Annotated in this window: 15 protein-coding genes; 6 read left to right on the top strand and 9 right to left on the bottom strand. The window is 61.5% G+C overall.

What is annotated here, in order from left to right:
- The first annotated feature begins 376 nt into the window (after positions 1–376).
- Genes E3O06_RS01530 through E3O06_RS01545 form a run of 4 tightly spaced genes read left to right on the top strand, consistent with a single transcriptional unit; the run spans position 377 to position 4,273 of the window.
- Positions 377–1,393: an extracellular solute-binding protein gene (locus E3O06_RS01530; protein WP_241979804.1), complete on the top strand. Its 1,017-nt coding sequence runs from the start codon at positions 377–379 to the stop codon at positions 1,391–1,393.
- 5 nt (positions 1,394–1,398) lie between these two features.
- A complete protein-coding gene (locus tag E3O06_RS01535) occupies positions 1,399–2,307 on the top strand; it encodes an ABC transporter permease (RefSeq protein WP_134501280.1) in 909 nt (302 codons plus the stop codon).
- Positions 2,304–3,089 carry an ABC transporter permease gene (locus E3O06_RS01540; protein ID WP_134501281.1) on the top strand — a complete coding sequence of 262 codons (786 nt, stop codon included), beginning with the start codon at positions 2,304–2,306 and terminating at the stop codon, positions 3,087–3,089. The genes E3O06_RS01535 and E3O06_RS01540 overlap by 4 nt, the downstream gene beginning before the upstream one ends.
- Complete coding sequence (locus E3O06_RS01545) at positions 3,086–4,273, top strand: ABC transporter ATP-binding protein (protein WP_134501282.1); 1,188 nt, start codon at positions 3,086–3,088, stop codon at positions 4,271–4,273. The genes E3O06_RS01540 and E3O06_RS01545 overlap by 4 nt, the downstream gene beginning before the upstream one ends.
- Before the next feature lie 60 nt (positions 4,274–4,333).
- On the opposite strand, the gene E3O06_RS01550 is transcribed toward E3O06_RS01545, so the two are convergent.
- Together E3O06_RS01550 and E3O06_RS01555 are read right to left on the bottom strand one after the other, a co-directional pair.
- A complete protein-coding gene (locus E3O06_RS01550) occupies positions 4,334–5,701 on the bottom strand; it encodes a flavin monoamine oxidase family protein (RefSeq protein ID WP_134501283.1) in 1,368 nt (455 codons plus the stop codon).
- Entirely contained in the window at positions 5,637–6,869 is a 1,233-nt protein-coding gene (locus E3O06_RS01555) for a flavin monoamine oxidase family protein (protein ID WP_134501284.1), read from the bottom strand. The genes E3O06_RS01550 and E3O06_RS01555 overlap by 65 nt, the downstream gene beginning before the upstream one ends.
- 219 nt (positions 6,870–7,088) lie before the next feature.
- Between E3O06_RS01555 and E3O06_RS01560 the strand changes: the two genes are divergently transcribed.
- Positions 7,089–8,015 (top strand): Lrp/AsnC family transcriptional regulator, encoded by a 927-nt coding sequence (locus tag E3O06_RS01560; protein WP_134501285.1) that lies wholly within the window; start codon positions 7,089–7,091, stop codon positions 8,013–8,015.
- Between the two features lie 256 nt (positions 8,016–8,271).
- On the opposite strand, the gene E3O06_RS01565 is transcribed toward E3O06_RS01560, so the two are convergent.
- The 6 genes from E3O06_RS01565 to E3O06_RS01590 form a co-directional block, all read right to left on the bottom strand.
- The gene (locus tag E3O06_RS01565; protein ID WP_134501286.1) at positions 8,272–9,252 is read right to left on the bottom strand and encodes an NAD(P)-dependent alcohol dehydrogenase; all 981 of its coding nucleotides are present in this window, start codon (positions 9,250–9,252) and stop codon (positions 8,272–8,274) included.
- A 67-nt stretch (positions 9,253–9,319) separates the two neighbouring features.
- Positions 9,320–9,814, bottom strand: coding sequence for an SRPBCC family protein (locus tag E3O06_RS01570; RefSeq protein ID WP_134501287.1), 495 nt, complete (start codon positions 9,812–9,814; stop codon positions 9,320–9,322).
- Positions 9,811–10,170 carry an ArsR/SmtB family transcription factor gene (locus E3O06_RS01575; RefSeq protein WP_134501288.1) on the bottom strand — a complete coding sequence of 120 codons (360 nt, stop codon included), beginning with the start codon at positions 10,168–10,170 and terminating at the stop codon, positions 9,811–9,813. Before E3O06_RS01575 ends, E3O06_RS01570 begins: the two co-directional genes overlap by 4 nt.
- Positions 10,171–10,233: 63 nt before the next feature.
- On the bottom strand, positions 10,234–10,512 hold the full coding sequence (locus E3O06_RS01580; RefSeq protein WP_134501289.1) for a cupin domain-containing protein: 279 nt from the start codon (positions 10,510–10,512) through the stop codon (positions 10,234–10,236).
- A gap of 68 nt (positions 10,513–10,580) precedes the next feature.
- A complete protein-coding gene (locus E3O06_RS01585) occupies positions 10,581–11,846 on the bottom strand; it encodes an MFS transporter (RefSeq protein ID WP_134501309.1) in 1,266 nt (421 codons plus the stop codon).
- A gap of 464 nt (positions 11,847–12,310) precedes the next feature.
- On the bottom strand, positions 12,311–12,655 hold the full coding sequence (locus tag E3O06_RS01590; RefSeq protein ID WP_338144782.1) for a VOC family protein: 345 nt from the start codon (positions 12,653–12,655) through the stop codon (positions 12,311–12,313).
- A gap of 368 nt (positions 12,656–13,023) precedes the next feature.
- Here E3O06_RS01590 and E3O06_RS01595 point away from each other — a divergent pair, with 368 nt between their 5' ends.
- The gene (locus E3O06_RS01595; RefSeq protein ID WP_134501290.1) at positions 13,024–14,895 is read left to right on the top strand and encodes an FAD-binding monooxygenase; all 1,872 of its coding nucleotides are present in this window, start codon (positions 13,024–13,026) and stop codon (positions 14,893–14,895) included.
- Positions 14,896–14,921: 26 nt separating this feature from the next.
- On the opposite strand, the gene arfB is transcribed toward E3O06_RS01595, so the two are convergent.
- Complete coding sequence (gene arfB, locus E3O06_RS01600) at positions 14,922–15,344, bottom strand: alternative ribosome rescue aminoacyl-tRNA hydrolase ArfB (RefSeq protein WP_134501291.1); 423 nt, start codon at positions 15,342–15,344, stop codon at positions 14,922–14,924.
- Positions 15,345–15,356: the final 12 nt, after the last annotated feature.

Below are 15,356 nucleotides of genomic sequence, written 5' to 3' on the forward strand. Positions count from 1 at the left end.
TCGTCCACGCCTTCGTCCACGCCTAGCGGCATCAGTATAAATTCGCCAAAGTTTCCGTAAAACGTCACTGAAATGTTAGTTTCCTCGCGTTTTCTTTGCACTTTTCGTCTTTTGAGCTACCTATTTTTGGTAAAACGTTCGCACTTCGAGACCGGACTTGCTACATTTGGCCTACCGATTCCGCAGATCAACGACGCGTCGGTTGTCTATACCAGGCCGCTGCCTACACCCGGCCTAAAAGAATTCACAACGGAGTGAGAGAAAAAGGTACAGAATGCGAAATCACAATCTGAAGCGACAGCTAAACGCGATAGCCCTTGGCGGAGTAGCCACAATACTCATGGCCGGCTGCGCCGGAGGTACCGAGACCCCCCCTGTGGCAGATCGAGATCTCGGCACGCCGGTGGCGGGAGTCGTCGCCGACGGTGTCTTTGACGGCGTGACTCTGACCTACGCGGCCTCCGGCGGGATCTTTCAAGACGGCCAACGTGATGCAGCATGGGATCCGTTCGCAAAGATCTCGGGTGCTACGTTCCTGCAGGACGCCTTCGACGCCGGCAAGCTCAAGGCCATGGTCGACAGCGGAAATGTCACGTGGGACGTCACCAACGCCACCCAGTTCGATACTGCGCGTGGCTGCGGAACCCTCTATGAGGAGTACGACTACTCTCAGGTTGATATTTCACGCGTTCCTGAAGGAACGATCACCGACAAGTGCATGGTGCCCAACATTCTGTACGGCCTCGTCCTGGCTTACAACACAGACGCATTCGGTGACAACCCGCCGACCAGCGCCGCAGACTTCTTCGACACGAAGAAGTTTCCGGGTAAGCGCACGGTCAGTCAATCTCCGTATGTCGACCCCCAAACCGTTGAGTTTGCGCTAGCGGCAGACGGCAAGAACGTCAACGACGTCACCGTTGCCGACATCGACGTCGCCTTCGACAAGTACCGCGCCCTCGGTGACGACGTTATCGGCTGGACATCGGGATCTCAGGCGCAGCAGCAGCTGGAATCGGGCGAGGCCGTTATGGGCCTGGTCTGGTCGGGCCGTGGCTACGGCGCCGCTGCGGCTGGCGCACCGGTCGCTCCCATGTGGGACGAGTGGATGATTATGGTTGATTCCACGGCCATTCCCAAGGGCGTCAAAGACCCGCAGGCGGCTTTCGCTGCGGTGAACTTCTACCTCGGCGCGGAACAGCAGGCACGCATGACGGAGCTGACCTCGTACGGACCGGTGAACGTTGACGCGAAGCCGAAGGTTGACGCGACTCTGGAGACCTGGTTGACCACCGAACACCTGAAAACCGGAATCGCTCCGAACATTGACTTTTGGGTGGAAAACTATGACGCGCTGTCGGCGGCATGGGCCGGCTGGGTTACCGGCAGCTAACCGGCATGCCTGACATATCTACCCTGCGCGACCGGAGCAAAGGCTCCGGTCGCGGCGGTGCCACAGCAAAGCAGGTTCGAGAGCCAAAGAACTGGCGCCCGTTTCTGCTACTGATACCAGCCTTTGTGGTCGTCTCGTTCTTTTTTCTGGCACCGCTTATCGATGTCTTCTACCGAAGTATCAGCGATCCAACGCTCGGTGTTCAGAACTACGTGTGGCTCTTCACCACGCCCACCAATATGGTCGTGGCCTTTCGCACCTTCGCCACGTCACTCCTGGTTACGGTCGTCTGCCTGCTTATCGCGTACCCGTACGCATATTTGATGACGGTTGTCAGTGATCGCACCCGCAATATGCTGCAACTGTTCATTATGCTGCCGCTCTGGACGAGTATTCTGGTGCGAACACTGGCCTGGCTGGTACTGCTGCAAGACACCGGTCCTATCAACGGCCTTCTTGAAGCGGTGTTTGGAATCGGACCACTGCCGCTCATTCGAAGCACGTTCGGGGTGGCCCTTGGTATGTCCCAGGTGCTCCTGCCCTTCATGGTGCTGCCGATCTATTCGGCACTGGCCAAGATCGATAAGCGATTGCTGCCCGCTGCGGCAAACCTGGGGGCCAGGCCCGTCACGGCCTTCTTCACGGTTTACCTGCCGCTGTCCCGACCGGGGATATTTGCGGGATCGGTCACGGTCTTCATTCTTGGGCTGGGTTTCTACATCATTCCCGCTCTGCTCGGCTCGTCGAAGGAAATCATGATGTCCGCACTGATGTACCAACAAATCAGCGGATTCCTCATGTGGGGACACGGGACCGCCCTGGGCATATTCATGCTGGCGACGACGATTGTGGTTCTGGCACTGGTGGGTCGTGCCTCCAAGGGAACGAATCTGTTCGCGGGGCGTGGAAAATGACGTTCAAACGCGCACTGGGCGCACTGGCTGTTCTTATCGTTCTCTGGCTGCTCCTTCCGACCCTCGTCATCATTCCTATGTCGTTCAACTCGGCGGCGTCGTTCAACTTTCCACCTCAGGGGTTCTCCCTGCAGTGGTATGAGAACTTCTTCACCGACCCGTCCTGGCTGCGATCGTTGGGTTCATCGTTGCAAGTCGCGCTCATCACCATGGTTGTCGCCACGGCGCTGGGGATCATGGCGGCGATCGGCCTGTCCAAGGTCAAGTTTCGGGGGAAGGCCCTGCTGGAGAGCTACTTTCTCACGCCGCTCATCGTTCCCGGTATTGTCATCGCCATCGGGCTTTACTCGCTCTTCTTGCGATTCAACCTGCTCGGCACCCTTCCCGGGTTCGTGCTTGCCCACACCGTCGTTGCGCTGCCGCTGGTCATCATAAACGTGACGGCCTCGCTACAGGGTGTTGACCCCAAGCTGGAACAGGCCTCGGCGACGCTGGGAGCCGGACGACTTCGCACGTTCTTCAGCATCACCCTCCCGCTCATCATGCCCGGGGTGACAGCAGGAGCCCTGTTCGCATTCGTCACCTCCTTCGATGAAATTATCTTGTCGCTGTTTGTTCAGAGTCCGCAGTTGCAGACGTTGCCGGTGAAAATTTACAACAGCGTGACTCAGACCAGTGATCCCACCGTCGCCGCCGTTGCGGTAATTGCCATGTTCACCTCTGTATTAGTCATGCTCACTGCACAATTTGCTACCCGCAAGAGAAAGCGAGTTTCAGTATGAAACCGGAAAGTAGTGCCTTCACCGTGGGCCAGAACGAACAGGAGCTCCGGCAATTGCACCTCAATACCGAGGTCATCAGTGTGATCAACGACGCGGGCATCAGCCTGCGCGACGTGACGAAACGCTACGGCAACAAGGCTGTTGTCGACGCCATCAACCTGGTTATAAAGCCAGGTGAATTCATGACCTTCCTCGGTCCGTCCGGCTCGGGTAAGACGACAACACTGAATATGATTGCCGGTTTTGTTTCGGCCACAGAGGGCTTGCTGCATATCTACGGAAAGCCCGTCGCAAAACTACCCGCACACAAACGCGACATCGGCATGGTTTTTCAAAACTACGCTCTGTTTCCACACAAGACGGTTGCCGAAAATATCGCCTATCCGTTGGATCGGCGCAAAATCTCGAAGGCAGAGCAGAAAACGATGATCGCCGGCGCTCTCGAAATGGTGCGCATGGGGGAATTCGGCGACCGCTTTCCGACCGAGCTGTCGGGCGGTCAACAACAGCGTGTGGCGCTTGCTCGGGCGCTCGTCTATAAGCCCCGCGTTTTGCTCATGGATGAGCCGCTGGGTGCCCTGGATAAGAAACTGCGCGAATGGCTTCAAAAAGAAATCAAGCGAATTCACCGAGAGGTCGGATCGACGTTTGTTTACGTGACGCACGACCAGGAGGAGGCGCTGTCGCTTTCTGACCGAATCGCGGTATTCAATAATGGGCGGATTGAGCAGGTCGGAAGTCCGGCAGACCTCTATCAAAAACCCCAGACGCTCTTTGTCGGCCGTTTTCTCGGTGAGTCCACAGTGCTGTCCGGTTCGATGGTCAGCAGTGGAGCCGGTGAAACGACATTGGATATCTCCGGGCACGCCATTCGCGTTCCCGGGCAGCTCAGTTCCGAGTCGTTGGCAATACTCATTCGTCCGGAAAACATCATTCTCTGTGATGAAGGATCCGCGCCGTCCGCGGCCGGCATCAATACTCTTCCGGTCACAGTGCTCGATGCCAACTACCTTGGTTCGTCGTGGCGTTGTGAAGTAGAGCTGCCAGATGGCAGTACGGGCACTGTTCGTGCGGCACAGGCCGCTGGGGTCCGGGAGCCAGGCAGCCGGGCATTGATGCGATGGGATGTTGACTGCGGTGTACTTCTCGAAGACACGGGTGATGAAGGTGTGTCGCTCACGTAGTCCTGCACAAAGCAGCTGAACAACGCGGATGCTGCCAGGCCCCAACGGGGCCTGGCAGCTCTAGGTCGCCAGGGAAGCCGACACCAGACGCGCCTCGCGCAATCCGCTCTCGATGGCTCCATCGATGAAACCGCCCCACAGATCGGCGGTGTCACATCCGGCGAAGTGGAGCACGCCATCTGCTTGCTGCAGTTCACTGAGATCGCGCGTCAGCTGGCTTGGGCGGTGCGTCATCCAGGTGTTCTGCGAGAGTGGATCTTTCATCCAGTCGTGCGCAGCAACCCCGATCACCTCGAGGTCGTCGCGCCAGACTCCGAGCGCCGCGTTCACCTGCTCCACACTCGTGATGTCAATGGCTCGGTGGTCGGCGCCGAAGCCGACCAAAATCGTGTGGTCATCCTCAACGAACTCACTCTTGAGCACCGAGATCGCGTGGTGCTGGGAGGCGTAGGCGAAGAACCGCGGCAGGCGGCCACGCACTTTGATCCACACTTTGAACCCCTGGGAGGCAACACGCTCCCGGTTGGAGCGCACCCACGCATCGGGGAGGACGGGTGTGACCTTAATGGTGTCCACGGCGTTGATCGGAAGAGTCATGACAACCCGTTGCGCCCGCAGCTGTCGTCCATCGGAGAGCGAGACGACAGCGCAGGTGGCGTCGTGTTCGACTGCCGTCACGGTTGAGTTCAAGCGAATGTCACCGGGCACATCTGCGGCGATGGCAGCGGTGAAACCAGACATTCCGCCAACCACGCGATACGTTGCCGATGCCTCGTGCATCAGCGGCCAGTGTCCGCCTGCCGCACTCGCCCAGCGCAGCGCACTGGAGAGCCCGACCTCATTCAACGGAGCGTTAACGTGACCGACCCACACGGATTCGTTCGCGGATCGTGCCTCATCATCAAGGGCTATTTCGTCTAATCGCTGCTGTAGGGACAGCTGGTCTCGTTCGGTGATCCCACCGACCGTGGGATCGACGGCGCGAGGAATCATAGCGAGCGCATCCGCTATTATCTGTCGCTGCCCCTCGTCGATCAGAGCTGTGAAGTCAGCGAGCGTACCCTTTCGCACTTCGGCACCAGCGCCCAGCCAGTACGCCTCCTCGGCCATTGGACTGCGCACTATTTCTCGGCCATACCGGGTCATTTCCGACCACACATGCGGTTGTACCCAGTGCACCCAGGTGCCACCGAGTTCGAGGTCATGGCCGAGAGCATGATTTGTCCACGTTCGACCGCCGACTCGATCTCGCGCCTCAAGAACGATCACGCTGTGGCCAGAACGGCCGAGCTCTCGTGCGGCTACCAGTCCGGCGAATCCGGCTCCAATGACTACAACGTCTGTGGTTTCCACTGTGTAGCCTCTACCCCATCTGCGCGATGCTCGAAATGACTTTGGCTGCTCGAAAACCGGACTCGACCGCGCCATTGAGAGACTGCTGGAGTCCGGTATGCTCTCCAGCGATCGCAACCAAGCCTGCCGCCGAGTCGAACGCCGATGCGTCGTCGGGGCGCCAGGTGAGGGACGGCGCCGAGTAGCATCCCCGGGTCCACTCGTCGGTGGTCCAGTCGGTCAGCAGCACGTCGCCGTCAATGACAAGCTCCGGGCGCATCCGTTTGAGTTCGGCAACCCACCGATCAGGTCCGCTCACCGTCTCAAGCGCAGCGAGCGTGCTCGGCCCCCCAGCGAAGCAGGAGAGCGCGGGAACACGCTGCTCGCCATCGATCGACATAGATCGCCACGACCACCACGCGTGGTCAGCATTTTGGAGCGCGGTATCCGCATCAACATCCGACAGGGGAACACCGAGTTTCGCTGCCGTGCCCATTGACCGGTGGTCAAGCGCGCTCCGCTGTGATTCCGGAAACTCAAAGTCGAGGGTGAGGCTGCGCAGGATGGGGAGCGGCACAGCCAACACGGCTGCGTCGCCATCGACGGTACTACCGTCGCGCAGGGTTACTTGAACGCCAGAGCGCGACTGGTCAATCGCGCTGATCGGGGACTCCAGCCGTACGGCCGTTCCCAGCAGTCGGGCGAGCTCGAGGGCGAGCGACTGGTTGCCCCCGAGGAATCGACCGCCGTCCTCTACGTAGCCACCAACGGCCGAGGACTCGTGCATCAGAGCCGCCTGTGCGCTGATGAGTGCAGGGTCGCCGGCCAACGACGTTGACATTCTCCGGTACGCCGGATGAGCATGAAAATCTGCACCAATCGTTGCCCGGAATACCTCGTCTACCGAAACGTTGACCACACGATCGGCGAGCATCTCGGTGAGGGTTCCGATAAGTCGGTCGGTTACGGAGTTGAGCTCGTCGAGGCTGAGGTGCACCCCATTGACCGTTCTCCGTGCATACCGCACGTTGTGCGTCAGGATCGGCACCTCTATCTCTGCTGACAAGCGCCGAATGGCAAACTCCGTGGGAAAGACATACTCGCCACCACGCTCGGTGATCTGGCCGTTGCCGAGAGTCTCGGACCAGGTGCGCCCGCCCACCCTGTTTCGTGCTTCAAGAACCACGGGGTCATGGCCGTGCTGGCGAAGTTTCCACGCGGCGGTCAGCCCCGCGAGCCCGGCACCAACAATAATGACCTTCATGATTTCCCATCGGTTCGCAGCAGGAGGAGCAGCTACCAGGCAGGGCGCAGATGAACCTCATTGTTGAAACTGTTTCACAAAAAAGCGGCGGTTATTGTGATAGATCGTAGCGAAAAAACCGAGTTTGCGGTGCAAATTACCCAAAATAGGGATCATTTGAGGCGAATATGCACATGGTGTGGCAGGATATCGTAACCCTGATTTTGAAACGAGGCACGAGTGACCGATACCTTCGGCAGCTCCATTGTGCAGGATCATGTCATTGACCACCTGCGCCGAGATGGACGTGCGTCGTATTCCTCCATAGCAGAAGAGCTCGGACTGACCCGGAGCAACGTCACTGAAATCATTAAGTCCATGGTGGACAGCGGACAACTTCGCTTCACGGCGAGCGTCAATCCACGCATGTTCGGTTTCACAGTTGAGGGACACCTCCAGGTCGTACTTCGCGGTGACGCCCGCGACCTGTACGAAGAGATGGCCAAGTCCCCCCTGACCACCTACGTCTCCACAACGACCGGAGAGGCGGGACTGTGCATTCAGGTGCGCTGTCGCTTCGAAACTGAGCTGGTCGAACTGCTCTCGGCCATTCGAACACACAGCGAAGTGCTCTCGATCCGGGTACACCGCTACGAAAACATCGTGCACAATATTTATGCTCCGACTCTCCAGGCGGTGGAACAGTCCTCCCTTGATGCGACCGATATGAGCCTGATCGAAACGTTGGAACGGGATGGGCGCGCCCCGGTGCGCGTGCTGGCTGCGGCTCTGCGCCTGCCAGAAAGCTCCGTGCGTCATCGCATGACGAGGCTCATTGATGGTGAGATCATTCGCGTGGTTGCGGTACCGCAGGGTAGTTTTGGACGCGCATACACGTTCGCCCTCGGCATCGGCATACGGCACACCGGCAGTTCTCACGCCGGCGTGGAGGCACTTACTAGGATGGGCGTGGCGTTCTTTGCCACCACGACAGGTGATTTTGGAATCATCGCGACGGCAGTCTTCAAGACCTTGCGGGAGGCGAGCGATCTGACGGATGAGCTGCGCCGCGAACCGTGGGTCGTTGGTCTTACTACGTGGATGCATTTGCAAATACTCAAAGAGGACTACAGCGTGGCCGAGTATCGAGATAACCGTAAGGGTTAGTATCTCCAACTGAGTTCGCGGCAGCGTTGCCCTGATCAGACTCACCGGTAGTGGCCCTGGGGCGAGGCGGCAGCATGCGGGTCTTCAGCGATGGTACGCATGCCGCGACCGAGCTTGGATTTTTCCACCAGCCAGGTCAACACGAACATCAGCGAAACACTGACATCCAGATGACGACCTGCAGGAGGGGACTGTGGCGCCGAGAATCTCCACCCTCGTGCGCGCCTACTCCGATGCCGTGCTGAGGCGGCAGGCCCTACTCCGTAGCACTCTCGTCGCGAACACGAATGACGACGTTACCGACCTTCTGGCCGACCGCCACGTACTCGTAGGCCTCGCGAATCTGGTCGAGGGAATATGTGCGGTCGAGCATCGGCCGAAACTCACCTGTCTCGACCAGGCCCTTGAGAAACAACACGTCTTCCCTGGTGTCCTTGGGAATCGGAAATAGCACCCGCTTCCGGCGCAGGAGTGGCGTGGTCAGTGCCAGCACCGGGTTCTGCCAGAAGCCCCCAAGCTCGGACGACACATAGATTCCCCCGGGAACGAGCAGCCGCCGGCACCGCCCGAAGCTGCTCTTGCCCACCGCATCGAGCACCACGTCGAACTCGTCATCGAGCGCCGTGAAGTCGTCCCGGGTATAGTCCACGACCCGCGCGGCACCGAGCGATTGAACCAGAGTCAGGTGCGCCGTGGCGCAGACCGCGGTGACGCAAGCACCGAGGTGCACGAGCAATTGCACTGCTGCCGAGCCGATTCCCCCGGTTGCGCCGTTGACCAGCACGTTCTGCCCGGCCGTGATCTTCGCCGCACGAATCATGTTGAGCGCGTAGTGGGCGCCCTCCACGATCGGTGCAGCCTCCTCGTGCGACAGTGCCGCTGGAATCTCGGCGACGAGACCGGTTTCGGCGATGGCCAGGTACTCAGCGTGCCCGCCGAATTTCACGCCGTTGTAGCCGAAAACGCGTTGGCCCACCGTGAACGATCTGACTCCAGGCCCGACCGCCGCGATGTCACCGGCGAATTCGCAGCCGAGAACCGTCGCCCGCGGGGCGCGGAGACCGCTGAACAACCGCACCAGGCGTGGCTTGCCGCTCAGAAATCCGCAGTCCGTGCGGTTCACCGTGCTGGCGAAGACCCGCACGAGCAGTTCGCCGGCCTGGGGCGTCGGAGGCGGCGCCTCCTCGACGTGCACGAAGCTCGGGGGTCCGTAGTGGCGGTACACGGCTGTTTTCATGCGGCACAGCGTACCCCCGCAACGAAAGGGGCTCCCAAGATTGGTCGGGAGCCCCTTTCACGCCTGCCTAAGCCCGCACCTCGGCGAGCAGGCGATCGATCTGCCCCATCGCCTCGCGCATGCCTTCTTCCATGCCCATTTCCATCATCTGCTGGAGCTGATCGGCGCTCTCGAAGGTACTGAAAATGGTCATGCGGGTTCGAGCTTCGACCTGCTCGAGGGTGACCACCGCATGGGTCACCCCCAGATCCCCGGTGGGCTCGCCGTCGTCATCGGCGAAGCCATCGTCAAATTCCAAATGCTCCGGCGAGCGGATGGCGGTGGTCACCCACCAGCCGCGCGCCTTCTCACCGTCCGGTCCGGTCATGTAGTAGCTCGATCTGCCGCCGGGAACAAAGTCGTGACGGTCGAAGGTGGCTGGCCAGGTGGGTGGTCCCCACCAGCGCTCGAGCTGGCGCGGATCCTCCCAGATCTGCCACACACGTTCGACGTTCGCGTTGAATTCGGCCACAAAGGTGAGGGTCAGCGCCTCAGGATCTGTCTGTGAACTGACGACGGTCATGATTCTCCTTCTTGTTTCACCGTGACATCTTCGGACAAGATGTCGCTGATGCTCTGGGCGCGATACCGCCAGAGTTCCTCGTAGTGCTGAAGCAGCACTGTGGCTTTGCGCAGCGTGTCGGGGTTGCCGTGCACGATCTGTTCCCGCCCGCGACGCTCTTTGACGATGAGGTGCGCGCGTTCGAGCACGGCGACGTGCTTCTGCACGGCGGCGAAGCTCATGGCGTACCGCTCAGCGAGCGTCGACACCGACTGCCCGCGTTGCACGACCCGCACGACGATGTCGCGGCGCGTGGCATCCGCGAGCGCATGAAATATGCGGTCGGTCTCGTCGCTCACGCTCTCATATACAACCATTTGATTGTAGGTTACTGTGATCGCTTCGGTCGCGCAAGGGTGCGGGACACAGTAGGTGGGTCGTCAGGCGAGTTTTTCAACCTCGACGAATTCGATGGTCCGCGACCCGCGATTCTCGACGGTATGTTCGGCACCGGATGGCCGCGTGTAACTCTGCCCGTTACGAATTTCCGCGACGATCTCTGAGCCGTCGGCGTTGATCACGTGCATGGTTTCACTGACGAGGGGCACAACCGCATATTCATATTCATGAACGTGCATGGGAATGGCATCTCCGGGTTCAATCGTCCATTTGGTCACGCGAAAAATACCATTGTCGATTTGCGTCTCACCGGTGGCCATGAGTTCCCCTTGCTCGGTTAGCGGACAATACGATGATCCTACTCAGGGCGGGACGGGAGCAACGTGGTCTACGCGGCGCGAGCGGCGGCATCCGCTCGTACGGTGTTGGTATCGGCGCGGTCCTTCTGGCGGCGGCTGGCCAGCAGAAACGGCACACCGATCAGCTCGACGACGGCGCCGATCACGAGCGAGGGGCCGTAACCCTGAAGGTCGGCCGCACGGCCCAGGGCCGGCTGAATGAAAACCCCGCCCAAGCTGCCGAACAGCGAATCGAACGACAGCACGGTCGCGCGTTGTTTCGACGGGATCATGTCGTTGAGGTAGGCCTGCCGCACCGGTCCAGCGACGGCGAAGACGAAACCCCAGACCACCAGGAGCAGCACAGCCAGCCAGAACATACTGTTCAATCCGAGCGCCACGAGCGTTCCGATGCTGATGAGTCCGGCCACGAGCATCATGCTGGTGCGCTTGGCGAAGAGAGAGCGGATGCGCGGCGCCAGCAATCCGCCGCCCACCTGCGCGAGGGACAGTACGGCCGCGGCGAGTCCGGCGATGGAGTATGCCGTCGGGTCCCCGTAGAGTTGCAAGAGGTACGGCTGGAGCGCGTAGAACGCGTAGATGCCGACCCCGCCGGCGAACGGCGCCGAGAAGATGACGTAGCGCACGGATCGTTTTTTGAGGCCGTGTTCGATCGACTGGGTGAGCACGTTGCGGGTCGCTTTCAGCGGGCCGGCAGAGCGGTCCGGGGTGAAGCCAAGGTCTCGCATCACGATGTAGGCGAAGATGAGCATCACCACGAGCACTCCTGCACGCACCAGGAACGGCACGCCGAGGTTGGTGGCCTGGGCGATCACACCGCCGAGCACCGAGCCGGTGAACATGGCGATTCCGGTCACCACGAGCCCACGTCCGAACACGGCCTCGAGGCTGCCGGAGTACCCGGTGAAGGCGAGCGCATCAACCAGCCACGCCTCCACCGCGCCGGAGAAGAAGGTGAAGCCGAGCCCGAGCAGCACCGACACGAGCGCCCACCAGACGAACGGGGCGTGCCAGAGCCAGAGCATCCAGTACAGGCCGGTTGTGGCCGACAGGGTGATGGTGCCGAGCAGGTACGACGTCTTGCGCCCGACGGTGTCGGCGACGACCCCGGTGGGAATCTCGAAGATCACCATGCCCACGGTGAAGAACGCGTTGGCGGCGAAGGCTTCGAAGTTCGACAGCCCCGCGTCGAGCAGAAACAGCGTGTTGATGCCCCAGATGAACGAGGCTGCGAGCGTATTGCCGAGCATCAGGGTGAGGTAGACGCGCTGCACCCGTCGCGCCGCCGGGTTCACGACCCGCTCCGCACGCTGCATGTTTTCACAGAGCAATCATCGGCCCTCTTCAAGCGGATGGCTAGCCGCGAGCGCCCCGGCTGCTCAAGCGACACTCGTCAAAAAGGCAGAATGGACCAGCGAACAGCACCAGGGGGAAGCGACATTAATGAGGCCGCCGTCACCGCCAGGTTTTGGCTGGTCGCCGACGTCATGGGAACGAAGTCGGGCTTCACCGGAGCCCTCGGCAGCGGAATGGTCTGGCCACCTTCGCAGAGATGGTCGGCATCGTCATCTACCAAGCCGACCAGACCGCGGTCCGGTCACCCGCGGTTAAGCGCAGCCGGCACCGCGGTGCCCGTCCAGCTGCGTGCCGCCATCCGGAGTCAGCTCTCGGACGGCTGCTCGGCCATATAGGCCTCCGGACCCTTTTCGGCGGCGACCGGGTCCATCCAGAGGGCACTGAACTCGTTGCCGTCGGGGTCTTAAAAGTCGCGGGCGTACATGAACCCGTAGTCCTGGGCCGCACGCGGCTCGGTGGCACCGCCGGCGAGCGCCTTGTCCACAATCGCATCGACCTCGTCGCGGGAGTCCCGGCTGAACGCGGTCTGGGTGAGCACCGTGGTGCTGGGGTCGGCGATCGGCTTGTCGGTGAAGGTGGCGAAGAAGTCCCGCGTGAGCACCATGAGGTAGAGGTTCTCCTCGATCACGATGCAGGCGGCGTTTTCGTCGGTGAAGAACGGGTTGATGCTCCAACCGAGTCCGGTGAAGAAGGCTTTCGACCGGTCGAGGTCGCTCGTGGGGAGGTTGACGAAGATGCTGGTAACCATGGTGACTCCTGTGTCTGGCGAGGTGGGTCTGGCGAGGTGGGTCTGGCGACGGATGCCCGCGCGCTGCGGACTCCCTTCCATCGTTGTGAGAACACGCACTGTGTCAAGGGCCACTTACCGACGGGCGGAGCGCCGGCCAGGTCGCGCTCGACCCGCCAGCGCAGTGCGGGGTCTGAGTCGAGCATCCATTCGAGGAGTTTCGGGTCAATCGTCATTGGCAGCACGATACCCGCCCCGCCGACGTTGCGAATCTTTCAGGAACGTATATGATTCAATAAACGATAATAGAACACCGCGTTCTATTATCGAACAAGCAGTGATGCTGGTAACAACTAATCACACAAACCACACAGAGAAGTGAGGAAGCCGTGCAGTTTCACCACCACGGATACGTGTCCACCGATCCCCGCCAACAGGATGCAGCCGGGGTCGGCATCGATCGCCCCGAGGAACTGCCCGACAACGTCGACGTTCTCATCGTGGGTACGGGCCCGGCCGGCATGATCACCGCCGCCCAGCTCTCCCAGTTTCCGAACATCACGACCCGCATCGTCGAGCGTCGCGGCGAACGCCTCGCGATCGGCCAGGCGGACGGCATCCAGGCCCGCAGCGTAGAGACCTTCCAGGCCTTCGGCTTCGCCGAGCGCATCATCGCCGAGGCCTACCGCATCACCGAAATGGCGTTCTGGAAGCCAGACCCCACCAACCCGGCCAACATCATCCGCACCGCCCGCGCCATCGACGATCCCACCGGCATCAGCGAGTTTCCGCACCTCATCGTCAACCAGGCGCGCGTGCTGGACTACTTCGCCGAGGTGATGGCCAATTCCCCCACCCGCATGACGCCGGATTTCGGGTTCGAGTTTCTCAGCCTCACCAACACCAACGCGGGTGACTACCCCGTCACCGTGACGCTCCGGCACACCACCGGCGCCGATTCAGGCCAGGAGCGCATCGTGCACGCCAAGTACGTGGTCGGCGCCGACGGCGCCCGCAGCGGTGTGCGCGATTCGATCGGCTGCACTCTCGCCGGCGACGCGGCCTTCCACGCCTGGGGCGTCATGGACGTACTCGCCGTTACCGACTTTCCCGACATTCGCACCAAGTGCGCGATCCAGTCCGGAACCGGCGGAAGCATCCTGCACATTCCGCGCGAGGGCGGCTACCTGTTCCGCATGTACGTCGACCTCGGCGAAGTGGCCGCCGACGACAACGGCGAGGTACGCAAGACCTCGATCGACGAGATCATCGTGAAGGCGAATGAGATTCTGCACCCCTACACACTCGACGTGAAGAACGTCGCCTGGCACAGCGTGTACGAGGTCGCTCACCGGCTCACCGACCGGTTCGACGACGTGCTTCCCGAGGAAATCGGCATCCGCTCGCCGCGGGTCTTCATCATGGGTGATGCCTGCCACACGCACAGCGCCAAGGCCGGCCAGGGCATGAACGTCTCGATGCAGGACGGCTTCAACCTCGGCTGGAAGCTCGGCTACGTGCTCGACGGTCGCAGCCCCGAGACGCTCCTCTGCACCTACTCCGCCGAGCGTCAGGTCATCGCCAAGAACCTGATCGACTTCGACAAGGAGTGGTCTTCACTCATGGCCGCGAAGCCGGAGGACCTCAAGATTCCCCTCGAGGACTTCTATACCCAGACGGCGGAATTCCCCTCCGGCTTCATGACGCAGTACCCGCCGTCGATGTTGATCGGCGAGGCCACCCACCAGTCGCTCGCCACCGGATTCCCCATCGGCAAGCGCTTCAAGTCCGCCCCGGTCGTGCGCGTCGGCGACGCCAACCCGGTGCAGCTGGGCCACCACCACCGCGCCGACGGCCGCTGGCGCGTGTACGCGTTCGCCGACGCCGATAGCTCCGCCGTCGCCGACTGGGCCGAGTGGATGCGCACCGCTGGCGACTCGCCGCTGCTCGCCCACACCCCGGCCGGCGCCGACGTCGACAGCGTCTTCGACGTCAAGGTGATCTACCAGCAGGCGCACACCGAGGTCGATATCAGCCAGGTGTCCGACGCTTTTCTGCCCAAGACCGGCCCGTTCGGGTTGATCGACTACGAAAAGCTGTACGCCACCGACCCCGAGCACGACATCTTCGACCGGCGCGGAATCAGCCGCGACGGCGTCGTGGTCGTCGTGCGCCCCGACCAGTACGTCGCGAACGTGCTGCCGTTGACGGCAACCGACGAGCTGGCAGCGTACTTTCGGCAGATGCTGCTCGTTCGGTAGAAGCCTCTCTCAGCGGATGCCGGCCGCTAGTCGGCGGCCGGCCGCTGCCGATTGCGCTTCGTCGCCGAGCGCTGCTGCTTGACGGCGAGGTGCCGCCGAGCCGAGCCCTTGGTGGGTTTGGTCGCGCGGCGCGCGGCCGGTTCCGCGGCCAACCCCGCGATCACCAGGTCGGCGAGCTTGCGCAGGGCGATCTCGCGATTGCGCAGCTGGGAGCGCTGCTCGCTCGCGGCGATGGTGACCACCCCGGCGACGAGACGGTGCCCGAGGCGGGTGAGCAGCAGCATCCGCTCATCATCGGAGAGCACCAGTGAGTCGGCGACGTTCCAGGACAGCTCGACGCGGCTGTCGGAGGTATTCACGTGTTGGCCGCCGGGGCCTGACGATCGGGAGAACCGCCAGCCGAGTTCGCGCTCGGGAATGGTGAGCGCCGGTGACACCTCAAGATCCATGCCTCCAGCGTG

This window comes from Cryobacterium glaciale (assembly GCF_004402535.1).
In the GTDB taxonomy this organism is placed as follows: domain Bacteria; phylum Actinomycetota; class Actinomycetes; order Actinomycetales; family Microbacteriaceae; genus Cryobacterium; species Cryobacterium glaciale.